Source organism: Synechococcus sp. WH 5701 (assembly GCF_000153045.1).
GTDB classification, from domain to species: Bacteria; Cyanobacteriota; Cyanobacteriia; order PCC-6307; family Cyanobiaceae; genus Regnicoccus_A; species Regnicoccus_A antarcticus.
Genome location: NZ_CH724160.1, coordinates 1012786 through 1026167 on the forward strand (window position 1 = coordinate 1012786; position 13382 = coordinate 1026167).

Here is a 13382-nt window from a genome sequence, read left to right on the forward strand (position 1 = left end):
AAAAACGGGGCACCCGGCCCCGCCTTTCTAAAGGTTGGAGGAATCCAGCCCGGAGTCGATTCCCGCAGAAGAGTCCAGGCTGGTTCCCGGGCGGAATCCCGGGAGCTGAACTCAGGAATCGAAGGTGTTGCGTCCGGAGAACTTGAGGGTGGCAGGGTCGGGGTTCTGGCCGATGCTGCGGGGGTTGTGGCCCACCATCGGACGACCTTCATTCACCTTCTCAGGGAAAACACCATCTTTCGGGTGCAGGTATTCAGTGTCGCCGCCAGGGAAGATGCGGTAGATCTTGTAATCCTCGATACGAGGTTTGAACTTGGTGCGCAGCTGGGTGCCGAGGGCCAGGCACTGCTCCTTGCGGGAGAAGTACATGATGTTTTCGCCTTCATTCATTTCCGCAGCTCCACCGGTGGGGAGCTCGAACACCTGACCCTTGCTGCTGGTCCAGGTGATGGCGTACTTCTCCTCGGTTTCGGCTGAGTTGAGCAGACCGCCCGTGCTGCCGATGGACTTGGGAAGTTGACCGCTCAGCGCCGTTGCTGTCATGGCTGTTGGGGATGGTGAGTCGGCGGACCCATCGGTGAGTCGGCGGACCATGTCGGCTGGAAGCTAGCACTGCAATCTGGGGCGTCTTGCCAGGCGGGGAGCTCTCTTCACACCCGTCAACAAACGTCCCCGTCGGCGTCGGTGTTGTGGCCCGCCACGGGAAAGAACACCGTCAGTCCCTGGCCTGCCCGTTCCGTGAAGCGCCCCCCAAGACTGTGGAACAGGCGCTGGGTGGCCTGGCGGCTCAGCTGCAGGCTGCCCGTGAGCGGATTCCAGCGCAGCACAGGCCCCACATCAGCGGCGGCGTCCTCCTCGGGGGTGTTGGGGAGTGCCGCTTCCCTCCCGGGCGGCTTGGCGCAGCGCAGTTGCAATTTCAGGCGCGACCCTGCCGGCTGCAGCCGGATCAGCACCGTGCTGCCCGAAGGCAGGCTGCGGATGAAGCGATCCACCAGGCCTCCCAGCATCGTCTCGAGTCGGTTCGGGTCGCTCAGCACTGGCGGCAGCTGAGCGCTGATCTCCAGCTGCAGCTTCAGACCCCGGCGCCCCAGCTGTCGTTGCCAGAGCTCCTCAAAGCCTTGCAGCAGCTGGGCCAGATCGGTGCGGGCCAGGGTCTGGCGGGGCCTTGGCTGCCGCTGGAGCTCGGCCGCATGGAAGATCAGGCCGAAGCGGTCGATCTGTTCGCTGCACTCCCCGTCGATCTGCTCCAGCCGCTGACGGACCACCGCTGGGAGGTCAGTGCGCCGCAGCAGCGAGCGGATCAGGGTGCGGATCGTGGCCAGGGGGGTACGCACCTCGTGGGTGAGGGCCTCGAGCAGGGCCAGTTCGCCGCTGCTCTCCGCCCGGCCGTTCGCATGGCCGTCGACCAGGGGCTGCAGAGTCAGGCTCGGGGCCATCGCCGCCAGTCGCTCCGCCAGCCTCGGCCAGAACTGCAGCGCCATGCTCTCCTCGCTGCGCAGTGGACCGAGCGCCTGCAGGGCCTGGCGCAAGCGCAGGGCGGCCTGGGGGGCCGTGGCCCGCAGTCGCTGATCCACCAGAGCCAGCGTTTCCGAGAGGGTGGTGGGATCGAAGCGCAGCACCAGCTGCCGCTGCTGTGGACTGCCCTCCAGGGCCATGGCCAGCTGCAGCTTGGGCGTGATCAGCACCAGCAGGGGGTCTGTCCCGTCTTCGGGCTCCAGGGCCAGGCGTTCGAAGGGGCTGCCGTGGCCTGGGGTCTTGTCAGTGCCGGCTGAGCCCACTCCGGGCAGCAGGGGGCCTGAGGGGCTGTGGCCGCCGGCGATCTGCGACGGCGCCCAGACCCAGCCCTGCAATGGCTCCAGCAGCTCCGGTTCGTAGAGCGCCGGCAGCGGCGAGGCCAGCCAGACACCCCGCAGCGGTTGCAGGGGTGGCAGGAAATCATCCTGAAGGGTGGCCAGGGCCGCCCACCACTGCCGTCTCACGGTGTCTTCATCGCTGCGGCCCGCTGGGACCCCCTCGGCCAGCCGGGCCCTCAGGGCGGCCAGGCTCACCATCGCCGCTGGGGCGGGCGGCCGTGGCGGGACACCGAGGCGCACAGCCCCAGGGAGATGAAGTTCACGAGCATCGCCGAGCGGCCGTAGCTCAGCCAGGGCAGGGGAATGCCGGTGATCGGTCCCAGTCCGATGGTCATGTTGATGTTCACCACCACCTGGAACATCAGCATCGCGCCGATGCCCACCACCACCAGCGATTCGTAATCCGTGCGTGCCCGTCCGGCGATCTGGAGCAGGCGCCACATCAGCAGCACGAAGCCGACCACCACCAGAGTGGAACCGATGAAGCCGGTTTCCTCTCCCAGGGCGCTGAAGATGAAATCCGTGTGCTGCTCGGGAATGAAGCGCAGCAGGGTGAGGTGGCCCTGCATCAGGCCGGTGCCCCAGAGCCCCCCTGAGCCGATGCCCACCGTGCTCTGCAGCAGGTGATACCCCCCGCCCAGGGGGTCCTGGGAGGGGTCGAGAAACATGGTCAGGCGGGCCCGCTGGTGGTCCTTGAGACCGTGGGACCAGAGCCAGGGAGTGCCCAGGGCGAAGACCCCCTGAATGGCCAGGGTCAGGGAAGTGGCCAGGACCTTCCAGGGCAGGGAGCGCCAGGCGACCAGTCCCATGGCGGGAACCCAGGCCACCAGAGCCCAGGGGATGGTGCCCGCCAGGATGGCGGTGAACAGAGGCGAGAGCAGCAGCAGCAGCCAGGCTCCTGGCATGCCCGACCAGAACATCATCACCAGCAGTACGGCCCCGAACACCAGGGAGGTGCCCAGATCGGGCTGCACGAACACCAGCAGCCAGGGCACGCTGATCATGGCCACCGGCCGGATCAGGTCCACCGGCCGCTCCACCGGATGGCGGGCGAGCACACCCGCCAGCAGCAGGATGGCCGCCACCTTGGCGAACTCGGAGGGCTGCACGTTGAAGCCGGCGATGTTGATCCAGCTCTGGGCGCCCAGCGCGCTGACCCCCACCACCCGAACCGCCACCAGGCTGGCCACCATGACCCCGTAGATCAGCCAGCGGAATGGCTGGTACCGCTCCAGCGGGATCCTGGCCAGCACCAGGGCGAGGCCCATCCCCACAGCGGCTGTGATCCAGTGCTGGTACCAGACCGCATAGGGAGCCTGGCGCTGGGTGCTGGCGATCAGGATTCCCGCCACCGCCACCATCGCCAGGGGAATGCCCCAGAGCAGCAGATCCACCCCCTCGAGCGGGCGGCGCCTGGCCGGCCGCGCCGCTGAAAACATGCTGCGCCGGCTGCCCAGCAAGGCCATTGCGATCAGGCGGTGGCCAGGGTGAGGCTCGTGATGCGTTGGGCCAGGGTCTGGAAGGCACGGGCCGTGGCGGACTCGGGTCTGGCGATCACCACCGGGCAGCCCTGGTCACCCCCATCGACCACCGCCATCTCCAGGGGCAGCTCGGCCAGCAGGGGCACCCCGGCCTCGGCCGCCAGGGTGGCCCCGCCGCCACTGCCGAAGATGGCGTAACTGGCTTCAGGCCGGTCGGGGGGGATGAAGGTGCTCATGTTCTCGACCACGCCGAGCACGGGAACCCCCATCTGCAGGAACATCGCCAGTCCGCGGCGGGCGTCCTGCAGCGACACCCGCTGGGGGGTGGTCACGATCACCACGCCGGCCATCGGCACAGCCTGGGCCAGGGTGAGCTGGGCATCGCCGGTGCCGGGCGGCAGGTCCACCACCAGCACGTCGCGCTCACCCCAGTCGGCCTGGTAAAGGAACTGGCGGATGATGCCGTTGAGCATCGGCCCCCGCCACACCACCGGTTGGTTCTCCTGGATGAGCAGCCCCATCGACACCATGCCGATGCCGCAGGTCTCGATCGGCACCAGCACCTGCTCGTTGCCGCTGCCGCGAACCTCCGGGGTGCGGTCGGCCACACCCAGCATCGTCGGGGCGTTGGGGCCGTAGATGTCAGCGTCGAGCAGGCCCACCCGCAGGCCGCTCTGGGCCAGGGCACAGGCCAGGTTCACCGCCACGGTGCTCTTGCCCACGCCGCCCTTGCCGCTGCTCACGGCGATGATCCGGCCCACGCCGGGGATGCCCTGGCGCTCGGGCAGGTTGCCGCCGCCGCCGGGTCTGTGGCCCGCGCCACCGATCGGCGACCCCTCGGGCCGTCCGCCGGCGCTGGGCTGGGCCAGCTCGATCTGTACATCCTCGATGCTCTCGAGGGCCATCAGCGCGGCGCGGGCTTCGGCGGCGATCCTCTCCCGCTGGCTGGTGGCGTAGCCCGGCAGAGCCAGGCTGAAGACCACGCGGCTCCCCTGGGGACGCACCTGCTGGATCCAGCCCAGTTCGAGCAGACTTCGTCCCGTGCCCGCGTCGCAGAGGGGCTCAAGGGCGGCGAGAGCCTGTTCAGCGGTGGCCATCCGTGGGTGCCGGCATCAGGGGTGATCCTAGGGGCCGCCCCCATGACAGAGGCTCTCGAAGGGTTGTGCGTCGGCTCGACGGGCTGGAATGGTGGAGAGGTTTCGGACGTCCGGCAGGGCGTGATCGTCAGTGGTGGAGCAGGGGCAGACGGACGTGGCTGATGGGGAGAAGGGCCAGGGGGGAGCTCAGCCCCTGGAGCATCCGCCGGCCGACTCCCGCGCCCGTGCCCGCACCCTGTTGATGGGTCTTCAGGACAGCATCTGCGCTGGCCTGCAGGCCCTTGATGGCGAAGGGGTGTTCCAGGAGGAGAGCTGGGAGCGGCCGGAGGGCGGCGGCGGCCGCTCGCGGGTGATGAAGGCCGGCCGGATCTTCGAGCAGGGCGGGGTGAATTTTTCCGAGGTGGAAGGCGATCAGCTGCCCCCCTCGATTCTCAGCCAGCGGCCGGAGGCCGCCGGCCAGCGCTGGTTCGCCACTGGTACGTCGATGGTGCTCCATCCCCGCAACCCTTACGTGCCCACGGTGCACCTCAACTACCGCTACTTCGAGGCGGGGCCGGTCTGGTGGTTCGGCGGTGGCGCCGATCTCACCCCCTACTACCCCTTCCTGGCGGATGCCCGTCACTTTCACCGCAGCCTGCAGGGGGCCTGTGACAGTGTCGATCCCACCCTGTATCCCGTCTTCAAGCCCTGGTGCGATGAATACTTCTTCCTGAAGCACCGCAATGAAACCCGGGGTGTTGGCGGCATCTTCTACGACTACCAGGATCCTGCCGGTGCGCTCTACAAAGGTCAGAATCCCAGCGGCCCGGCCGCGGCCGTGGCAGCTGCCACAGGCGCGGTGCCCCGCAGCTGGGAGCAGCTGTTTCAGCTGGCGAGCGCCTGCGGCAATGCCTTCCTACCCAGCTATGTTCCGATCGTGGGGAAGCGCCATGGCAGCGCCTACGGGGAGCGGGAGCGCCAGTTCCAGCTTTACCGCCGTGGCCGCTACGTGGAGTTCAATCTGGTGTTTGATCGCGGCACGATCTTCGGTCTGCAGACCAACGGCCGCACCGAATCGATCCTGATGTCGCTGCCACCGCTGGTTCGCTGGGAATACGGCTATAGCCCCGAGCCCGGCAGTCGCGAAGCTCTGGTCACTGAGGTGTTCACCAAGCCGCAGGACTGGTTCGGGGATGCCGCGCTGGAGGATCTCTGCCGGGCCCGGGGTGCTTTCGACTGAACCCCCGATCTCATGCTCGTGGAAGCCTCCGTCGCTCAGGGGCGGGTTGCGGGAGTGCCTAAGGAGGTGGCTGGCAGATTTCTTGAGCGGGGGCTGATGCCCTGCTCCAGGGCAAGGACAACCCGCTCGGCGATGGCGTTGAGCGCTGCATCCCGGCTGCCGGGATCCCTCAGGGCCGACTCCAGAGGACTCTCCAGCTTGCCGATCTCGAGGATGGCGATGCCCCGGCGAGGCGCTCCCAGCCCGCCGCGGAATTGGAAAGGGAAGGCCCCGAAGGAGGCGGCCAGGCTTTCATCGAGGAGGCTGGGGGGCTGGTGCAGCGGCGGGATCAGTCCAGAACCGAAGCCGTCGGGTCCATAAGCGTCGTAGTGGATCTCCATGGCGTATCCACCCCGGCGCACATGCTCCTTGCCCACGCTCCAGTTGGTGCGGGGATCATCCCCGTCGGCGATGCTGCGCTGGGCCGGCACGTAGAGGCTGATCGGCAGCCCGCGCTGGCGTCCGAGCGCCACCACCCTCTCGGCGGTGAGCAGATTCCAGTACAGCTCATCGCGGATGCCGGGCACCATCGGCCGGGCTCCGAAGCGATCCACGGCTTCACCGCTGGTGCCTGATCCGGCCATGCCCTGGGAATCGGCATGGCCGGCCATCACCAGGATCGGTGTGCCCGCCGCCAGCGATCGGCGGCCGATCCAATCCTTGTTGAGTGGTGTGCGCGGCCCGGTGAGCGGATCGATGGCGAGCATGGCCGGGGCCTCGGCGGCGCTGCCCAGCACCAGCACCAGGCCCAGTCCCAGCAGGGCCCAGCCCAGGGGGCGTGAGTGAGCCGAGGGTCGTTGCGGGGATGCAGCCTTGAGACGGTGCAGCATGGTCTGGGGATCAGATGGGGGAACTCAGCAGGGTGCCGTCACTGGCCAGTTGCAGCCGGGGCCCCAGTTCCAGTTCCAGGGCAATCAGCTCGTCGCGGTGGGCCCGCAGCCGCAGCTGGCTGAAGGGAGCGTCATCGTCGCTGATCAGGCGCAGTTCCACCAGCTCCTGGCGGGCCGCCCGCCGCCGGTAGATCAGCCCCGCGAGCGGGCCGAGCAGGGCCAGCAGTAGCGGCCACCATCCCAGCGCCGGCAGCAGCTGGCGCAGCACCAGACCGAGGCAGGCCGCCCCGACCGTTCCCAGCAGCGAGAGCAGCAGTGCCAGGGTGCCGCTGGCTCCCACCTGGCCGCGGAAGCGCAGCACCCGCCGCTCTGGATCCCCAGCCTCCGCCTGCCAGCCCCGCTGCCTCAGCCACTGGCTGAGGCCATCGAGCACCTCCAGGGCCGGCCGCGGCGACTGCACATCCACCACCGTGGTGCGGTCCTTGCTGGCGGCGCGCAGGAAGAACACCAGGCCGATGGCCAGCAGCAGGGTGGAGCCCAGGGCGGGGGACAGGGGCAACGGCACGCGGGCGATCCAAGGCGGAAGCGCCCCATTCTCTCCCTTTCGGCACGATGGCGTTGGTTGCTCCCGCGCTCATGCCCTCGGCCCTTGCCTCCACCCCCCAACGCTTCGCTGTCTTCGAGGGGGATCTCGACGCCGAATGGCTCAGCCTGCTGGCTCAGGCCCCGGCCCTGGCGGTCGACACCGAGGCGATGGGGCTGGTCCATGGCCGCGACCGTCTCTGCCTGGTTCAGATCGCCGACCACCTCGACAACGTCTGCTGCATCCGCATCGCCCGGGGCCAGCAGGAGGCGCCCCGTCTGCGCGAGCTGATGGAGAGTCCGGCGATCGAGAAGGTGTTCCACTTCGCCCGCTTCGATCTGGCAGCCCTGGGGGAAGGCCTCGGCATCGCCGTGGCGCCGCTGTTCTGCACCAAGGTGGCCAGCCGCCTGGCCCGCACCTACAGCTCACGCCACGGGCTCAAGGAGGTGGTGCAGGAGTTGGTGGGGGTGGAACTCGACAAGCAGTCGCAGAGCAGCGACTGGGGACGGGTTGAAGAGCTGGGTGAGGCCCAGCTGGTGTATGCAGCCAACGATGTCCGCTACCTGCTGGCCGCTCGTCACGCCTTGGCCGCCATCCTCGAGCGGGAGGAGCGCCTCGATCTGGCCCGCCGTTGCTTCGCCTGTCTGCCGGTGTTTGCCGAGCTCGACCGCAGCCGCTTCGGCTCGGTGTTCGAGCATTCTTCCCAGTCGCGCTGAGGGCCCAGGCGATCCGTGATTCCGGCGATCAGTCCTCGACCATGAAGCCGCTTTCGTCGTCTTTGGCAACCAGGAGCGCATCCAGCAGCTGACCCTGGGCCCTGGCCCCTCCCTGGGCCTCCTGGATCATGCGTTCAGCGATGGTGATGCGTTCGCCTGGCGCCCGGGTTCCTTCCCGGGCAGCCTGCTGGTCGACCCGGCGCCGGGCGGCGGCGATGCTCACCCCCAGCAGGGTGGCCAGCTGACCGGTGACGGTGGCGTAGGCCCGGTCGATCGGTGCTGGCATCGGGGACGCGCCTGAGTGAGGAGAAGCCCCATCATCCCTGGGGCTGGGCCAGCAGCTGCCGGTCCACCAGGGCCGCCAGACGCTCGCTGCCGCCTGTGTTCCCCATCCGCCGCCGGCCAATGGCCCCCAGATGCTGGCGGAGCTGGGCATTCCCGAGCAGCCGCTCCAGTTCGACGGCCATGTCCTGCGTTGAAGCGCAGGTCCGCACCGCCCCCCCCAGCAAGCGGCTCTGGCGCCGCGCAAACCCGCGCTTGAACTGCGGACCCGGCCCTGGCAGCGAGAGCACGGGGACCCCGAGACCGACCAGTTGCTCTGTGGCGGTGCCCGCGGTGGCCAGGCCCACCTCCCCCCAGCCGGCCCAACGCTCGAAGCAGCCAGGCCCCAGCAGCAGCAGCCGCTGCTGGAGCAGCCAGGCCGAGCTGCCGCCACAACCTTCCGGCAGGGCCACCTCGCGGTAGCCCTGGGCGGCCAGGATCGGCTCCAGGTCGTGGCGGCTGGGGCGGGAGCCGGTGGGGCAGAGCACCACCTGGGGCTCTCTTGCCGGCAAGCGGGCCAGGGCCGCCAGCAGCCGGCGGGCGTTGGCGAGGGCTTCCGGCAGGCGGCTGCCGCAGAGCAGCACGATCCGACGCCGCTGCCCCAACGGCTCGGGCAGGGGCAACCGATCGAGCTGATCCATCATCGGGTTGCCCGGCGCCAGCGCCGTCACCCCATGGCGCCTCAGCCCCCTGGCGGTGAGCTCGTCGCGCACCGCCACCAGCCGGGCGCGGCGATCAGCCATCAGGGCCCACTCCCATGGATCCCATTCGCTGCCCTTGCAGTGGTGGTAGCGGTCGGCGAAGGGGGCGCGGCCGGGTCCACTCCTCCAGGTGTAATCACTTTTGGGTGTGCCCAGGAAGCCGTAGGGCGCACCGCTGGCCCAGGCCAGCAGCAGTGGCAGCAGATCCCCCACCGCCAGGATCGGATCGCCAGCGGCACCCCAGCGGCGCACCAGCCGCCACTGGCGCCAGCTCAGGCCACCCAGCCCCGCCCCCAGGTCGCGCAGGAGTGCAGAAAAGCTCTGGTTGCTGAAGCCGCCGCTGGGCAGCCGCTGGCGGGGCCCCACCCGTTGCAGCCAGCCGTCGTGCTCCGCTTCCCGGTAGGTCTCTCCCTCCCCCACCAGCGGCAGGACCCTGAGCAGCATCTGCGGGCGCCGTTGGTGCAGCGCCTGCAGGATGCGCAGACCGATCAGATCTTCCCCATGGCCATTGCTGAGCAGCAGCAGCCGGGGGTGCCGTGGACGGCTGATACGATCCGCAGCACGGGGGTTCTCCCCTGAAATGGCGGCATGGCCAAGTGGTAAGGCAGAGGATTGCAAATCCTTTACCCCCAGTTCGAATCTGGGTGCCGCCTCTGATCTCCCTCCTGCCGGCGAGCCGCCGGATGGTTCGCTCACAGTTCGGCGGTGGCTGACCAGCGCTCGCCGGACAGGGCCTTGGCTTCGCAGCGCACGTCGTGCCTCTCCACCGTGCAGGTGCCATCGGCGGGCCAGGCGCTGGGCAGGCTGGTGGGCAGTCCCCGCTGATCGAAGCCCAGTTCACTCACGCTGGTGACCTCGGTGCTGAGGGGACCCTCCAGGCGGCAGTGTCCCTCGCGGCAGCTCAGCCCCGCGGCGCCGTCCTTGACCACCCCCACGAAGGTGACGAGGTTGGTGGTGATCTCGCCGCTGCCGGGGCCGACAAAGCGGATGTTCAGCAGTCCCTGCTGGTTCTGCTCGAAGCGCAACTCCGAGCAGGGGCCAGGGCTGGCCGCAGCGAGATTGCGTTCGCAGCTGCGGGTGGCGCGTTGCACCCGCCCGAAGTCGGTGGGCTGTTTCTCATCCGCCCGCAGGCCTGGCCCAGGGATCAGCAGGCTGAGCAGGGCCCCGGCCAGCAGCAGGCCCGCGTGGCGAGTGCCTGGCCCTACGCAGCAGTGGCTCTGGAATGGGTCGGGAATGGTGCTGACGGCCAAGGGGAACCCACGCGCAGGGCCTCCATTGTGGAACCGCCAGGCCCTTGGAGTGCACGGACCAGTGAAGCGGGCCTCAGTAGTCCGAATCGGCCACGCAGTAGCCCTGACAGCTGATGCCGTTGCTGGCGGTGCGACCGCAGTGGTTGCACAGCACCGGTTCACTGGGCTGCTGCTGGGGGGCCTTCTGCACCAGTGGTGCCGGCCGTGGCACAGGCGCTGGCGACTGGGTCTGGGGCGGCGGTGACGTCATGCTCCGATCATGGCGAGGTCGCTCGCAGCCCGGAGACCCCATGGCGCAGTTCGTCTCGATCGGCGTGGGCACCTGGGCCTGGGGCAACCAGTTCCTCTGGGGCTACCGGCCCGAGCTCCATGACGCCGCCCTGGAGGCCACGTTCAACAGGGCGGTGGCCCTGGGGCTTCGTTTCTTCGACACGGCCGACTCCTATGGCACCGGCCGTTTCACCGGCCGCAGCGAACAGTTGCTCGGTGGTTTTCTCCAGGCTCTGCCCCCTCAGCAACGCGATCAGCTGTGCGTGGCCACCAAACTGGCCCCTTTCCCCTGGCGCCTGGGCCGCCGGGGCTACGACCGTGCGTTCCAGTCCTCCCGCCAGCGGCTGGGCGGCCGCCTCGATCGGGTGCAGCTGCACTGGAGCACTGCTCGTTATGCCCCCTGGCAGGAGTGGCCCCTGCTGGAGGGGCTGGCGGATCTCGTGGTGGCCGGTGAGGCGGAGAGTCTCGGGGTCTCGAACATGGGGCCCCGGCGCCTGAGGGAGGTGCAGCGGCGGCTGGCCGAGCGGGGGGTGCGCCTGGACAGCCTCCAGGTGCAGGTGTCGCTGCTGGCTCCTGAGGCGGTGACCGGCGGGGAACTGGGGGCCTGTTGCCAGGATCTGGGGGTGGATCTGATCGCTTACAGCCCTCTGGCCCTGGGTCTGCTGTGTGACCGGGGCGGCGGCGACGTGGGCTCGCCCAAGGGCCCCCGGGGGCTGCTGTTCCGGCGGCTGCAACCGAGGATCGAGCCGTTGCTGGCTCTGATGCGGAACATCGCATCAGAGCACGGAGCCCAGGTGTCTGAGGTGGCCCTGAACTGGTGCAGGGCCCACGGGGCCATGCCGATCCCCGGCCTGCGCACCCCCGAGCAGGCCGAAGCGGCGGTGGCGGCGCTGGCCTGGCAACTCGACGAGCAGGAGCGCCTCGCCCTCGACCGCCAGGCCCTGGCCCTGCCGGTGAGGATGCCCGCCAACCCCTTTCTCAGTGATTGAGAAGGAGCTGAAGCCTGAGACGTGATCGAGGATCAGGCGGATTCCGCCGCTGCAGAAGTGCCCGTGGGGTCGGGGGAGAGCACCACAGGAAGGGCGGCGGCTGGCCTGGGGTGGATGTTCATCACCACCGGGGGGGCACCGCTCAGGGAGCCGCTGGGCCCGGTCCTGGCTCCGGAACCCATGTCCTTGTCATCGTTGTCGGCGGCGGAGTTGTGCTCATCGCAGGCGCTGAGGGCCTCCTGCAGGAGGGAGTCGAACGTGGCTCCCGGCAGGCGGTGGCGGGAGATTTCCAGGAAAGCCCGGGCCAGCGACTCCCCTGCTGCGGCGAGCAGGGCCGGGTTGTTGCGCCGCTCGCTCTGCTCCTCCTCGATGGCCTGCAGGAAGCGTTCGGTGACGCCTCGCTTGGTGCTGGCCCTGATCTGGGTCTCCTGCTCAGCTGGCTGGAGAGTGGGGAGTTGGTCCAGCTCCTCCAGACGCCGGTTGAGGCTCTCCAGCACCTCCTGAGCCTCCGTGGCCACCCGTGAGAGCTGGCCCTCGGAAAGGCGGGGCAGGTCGGCCACGAACACCTTGCCGTGGTCGCGCAGGGTGAGATAGGTGGGCCGACTCACGTTTCGCCCCTGGGGAGGAACGCTCAGCCGCCGCGGTGGTGCCGCCGGCTGGGGACCCGCTGAGCTGCGCCGTCGGGTGATGCGGGAGCTGGAGGTGTGCATGGTTAAGGACGTATGAATTACCGGGTGTGCTGCCAGCGATCAAGGACAGCAAAGCCCTCTTCAATCTGCCAGGAGAGGGTATGGGGAGGTCAGTACGGCAAACCCGCCAGGGGCACCTCGCCGGGGGCGCCGGCCTCCACCAGCCCAAGGATCCAAGCCTGGTGTCCCAGGAGCGCGCAAACCTCCAGGGCCAAGGACACGGCAGGCTCCGGCACCACCAGGCAGAAGCCGACCCCCAGGTTGAACGTGTTCCACAGATCGGCTTCCGGCACCTCGCCTGCGTCTTGCAGCCAGCGGAACAGCTCGGGCCGCTCCCAGCTGCTGGCCTCGATCCGGCCATGGGTTCCGGCCGGCAGGCAGCGGGGCAGGTTCTCTGGAAGGCCACCGCCGGTGATGTGGGCCATCGCATGAATGGGTACAGCCTGCTGGCGCAGGGCCTTCACCAGGGCGCCATAAAGACGGGTGGGCTCCAGCAGCGCCTCGATCACCGGCCGGTCATCGCCCGCCAGGGGTGTTGTCTCGGTGGTGCCGCTGCTCTCAAGAATCCGCCTCACCAGGCTGAACCCATTGCTGTGAACACCACTGCTGGCCACCGCCAGGATCCGGTCGCCAGGCTGCACCTGCCGGCCATCGATCAGCTCGTCCTCCTCCACCACGGCTACGCAGAAGCCGGCCAGGTCGTAGCGGCCGGGCGGATAGAAGCCCGGCATTTCCGCCGTCTCGCCCCCCAGCAGGGCGCAGCCACTCTGGCGGCAGCCGTCGGCGATGCCTTCCACCACCAGGGCCATGGCCTCGGGCGCCAGCCTGCCGGTGGCGATGTAATCGAGGAAGAAAAGGGGTTCGGCTCCGCTGGTGATCACGTCGTTGACGCACATCGCCACCAGATCGATGCCGACAGCATGGTGACGCCCGTGGGCCTGGGCCAGCTCCAGCTTGGTCCCCACTCCGTCACTGCCGGCCACCAGCAATGGGCGCCGCAACCCCTCGGGCAGTCGGCACAGTCCGCCGAATCCCCCCAGGCCACCGAGCACCTCAGGCCGGCGGGTGCTCTCGACACTGGTGCGGATCCGCTCGACGAAGGCCCTGCCGGCGGCCACATCCACTCCGGCCGTTCGGTAATCCATGGCGTTGCTCCTGCTGGGCAGATCCTCATCGCCGCTGATCCTCCGATGCCAGCGGCGATCCAGGCCGTTTGCCATCGGCCTGGATCGCCGTCCAGCTGGGCGAAAGCCTTTTGAGAAGGGGCCGCCCGCCAGATTGTCACAAGTTTTGATCAGCCCTGCTGATGGCACTGATTGGCGTCACTGATCGATGTCGGCGCTT

At 69.0% G+C, this 13382-nt stretch carries 15 protein-coding genes and 1 tRNA gene; 4 read left to right on the top strand and 12 right to left on the bottom strand.

Annotated elements, in window-relative coordinates:
• Window positions 1-111 precede the first annotated feature (111 nt).
• The 4 genes from WH5701_RS15110 to WH5701_RS15125 all read right to left on the bottom strand — a co-directional run bounded on the left by WH5701_RS15110 (window position 112) and on the right by WH5701_RS15125 (window position 4431).
• Window positions 112-543 (bottom strand): photosystem I reaction center subunit II PsaD, encoded by a 432-nt coding sequence (locus tag WH5701_RS15110; protein ID WP_006173380.1) that lies wholly within the window; start codon window positions 541-543, stop codon window positions 112-114.
• A 116-nt stretch (window positions 544-659) separates the two neighbouring features.
• On the bottom strand, window positions 660-2093 hold the full coding sequence (locus WH5701_RS15115; protein WP_006173381.1) for a HAMP domain-containing sensor histidine kinase: 1434 nt from the start codon (window positions 2091-2093) through the stop codon (window positions 660-662).
• A complete protein-coding gene (rodA, locus tag WH5701_RS15120) occupies window positions 2045-3319 on the bottom strand; it encodes a rod shape-determining protein RodA (protein WP_006173382.1) in 1275 nt (424 codons plus the stop codon). Before rodA ends, WH5701_RS15115 begins: the two co-directional genes overlap by 49 nt.
• 5 nt (window positions 3320-3324) lie before the next feature.
• Complete coding sequence (locus WH5701_RS15125) at window positions 3325-4431, bottom strand: Mrp/NBP35 family ATP-binding protein (RefSeq protein ID WP_006173383.1); 1107 nt, start codon at window positions 4429-4431, stop codon at window positions 3325-3327.
• A 133-nt stretch (window positions 4432-4564) separates the two neighbouring features.
• Between WH5701_RS15125 and hemF the strand changes: the two genes are divergently transcribed.
• Window positions 4565-5650 carry an oxygen-dependent coproporphyrinogen oxidase gene (gene hemF / locus WH5701_RS15130; protein WP_006173384.1) on the top strand — a complete coding sequence of 362 codons (1086 nt, stop codon included), beginning with the start codon at window positions 4565-4567 and terminating at the stop codon, window positions 5648-5650.
• 35 nt (window positions 5651-5685) lie between these two features.
• On the opposite strand, the gene WH5701_RS15135 is transcribed toward hemF, so the two are convergent.
• Window positions 5686-6519, bottom strand: a complete 834-nt coding sequence (locus WH5701_RS15135) for a hypothetical protein (RefSeq protein ID WP_006173385.1) — start codon at window positions 6517-6519, stop codon at window positions 5686-5688.
• 10 nt (window positions 6520-6529) lie between these two features.
• Window positions 6530-7078 (bottom strand): cofactor assembly of complex C subunit B, encoded by a 549-nt coding sequence (locus WH5701_RS15140; RefSeq protein WP_006173386.1) that lies wholly within the window; start codon window positions 7076-7078, stop codon window positions 6530-6532.
• 77 nt (window positions 7079-7155) lie between these two features.
• Between WH5701_RS15140 and WH5701_RS15145 the strand changes: the two genes are divergently transcribed.
• A complete protein-coding gene (locus WH5701_RS15145; protein WP_037981193.1) occupies window positions 7156-7818 on the top strand; it encodes a ribonuclease D in 663 nt (220 codons plus the stop codon).
• Between the two features lie 28 nt (window positions 7819-7846).
• On the opposite strand, the gene WH5701_RS15150 is transcribed toward WH5701_RS15145, so the two are convergent.
• Both WH5701_RS15150 and WH5701_RS15155 read right to left on the bottom strand, forming a co-directional pair.
• Complete coding sequence (locus WH5701_RS15150; protein ID WP_006173388.1) at window positions 7847-8104, bottom strand: hypothetical protein; 258 nt, start codon at window positions 8102-8104, stop codon at window positions 7847-7849.
• 31 nt (window positions 8105-8135) lie between these two features.
• Window positions 8136-9332: a lipid-A-disaccharide synthase-related protein gene (locus WH5701_RS15155; protein WP_232202000.1), complete on the bottom strand. Its 1197-nt coding sequence runs from the start codon at window positions 9330-9332 to the stop codon at window positions 8136-8138.
• A 90-nt stretch (window positions 9333-9422) separates the two neighbouring features.
• Here WH5701_RS15155 and WH5701_RS15160 point away from each other — a divergent pair.
• Window positions 9423-9493, top strand: a tRNA-Cys gene (locus WH5701_RS15160).
• A gap of 39 nt (window positions 9494-9532) precedes the next feature.
• On the opposite strand, the gene WH5701_RS15165 is transcribed toward WH5701_RS15160, so the two are convergent.
• Both WH5701_RS15165 and WH5701_RS17800 read right to left on the bottom strand, forming a co-directional pair.
• Entirely contained in the window at window positions 9533-10090 is a 558-nt protein-coding gene (locus WH5701_RS15165; protein ID WP_006173390.1) for a hypothetical protein, read from the bottom strand.
• 73 nt (window positions 10091-10163) lie between these two features.
• Window positions 10164-10340, bottom strand: a complete 177-nt coding sequence (locus WH5701_RS17800; protein ID WP_156776778.1) for a hypothetical protein — start codon at window positions 10338-10340, stop codon at window positions 10164-10166.
• 40 nt (window positions 10341-10380) lie between these two features.
• Here WH5701_RS17800 and WH5701_RS15170 point away from each other — a divergent pair, with 40 nt between their 5' ends.
• Window positions 10381-11349, top strand: a complete 969-nt coding sequence (locus WH5701_RS15170; protein ID WP_006173392.1) for an aldo/keto reductase — start codon at window positions 10381-10383, stop codon at window positions 11347-11349.
• Between the two features lie 32 nt (window positions 11350-11381).
• Here the strand turns inward: WH5701_RS15170 and WH5701_RS15175 are convergent, their stop codons facing one another.
• Both WH5701_RS15175 and purM read right to left on the bottom strand, forming a co-directional pair.
• Window positions 11382-12059, bottom strand: a complete 678-nt coding sequence (locus WH5701_RS15175; RefSeq protein WP_006173393.1) for a hypothetical protein — start codon at window positions 12057-12059, stop codon at window positions 11382-11384.
• A gap of 89 nt (window positions 12060-12148) precedes the next feature.
• Window positions 12149-13183, bottom strand: coding sequence for a phosphoribosylformylglycinamidine cyclo-ligase (purM, locus tag WH5701_RS15180; RefSeq protein ID WP_037981718.1), 1035 nt, complete (start codon window positions 13181-13183; stop codon window positions 12149-12151).
• Window positions 13184-13382: the final 199 nt, after the last annotated feature.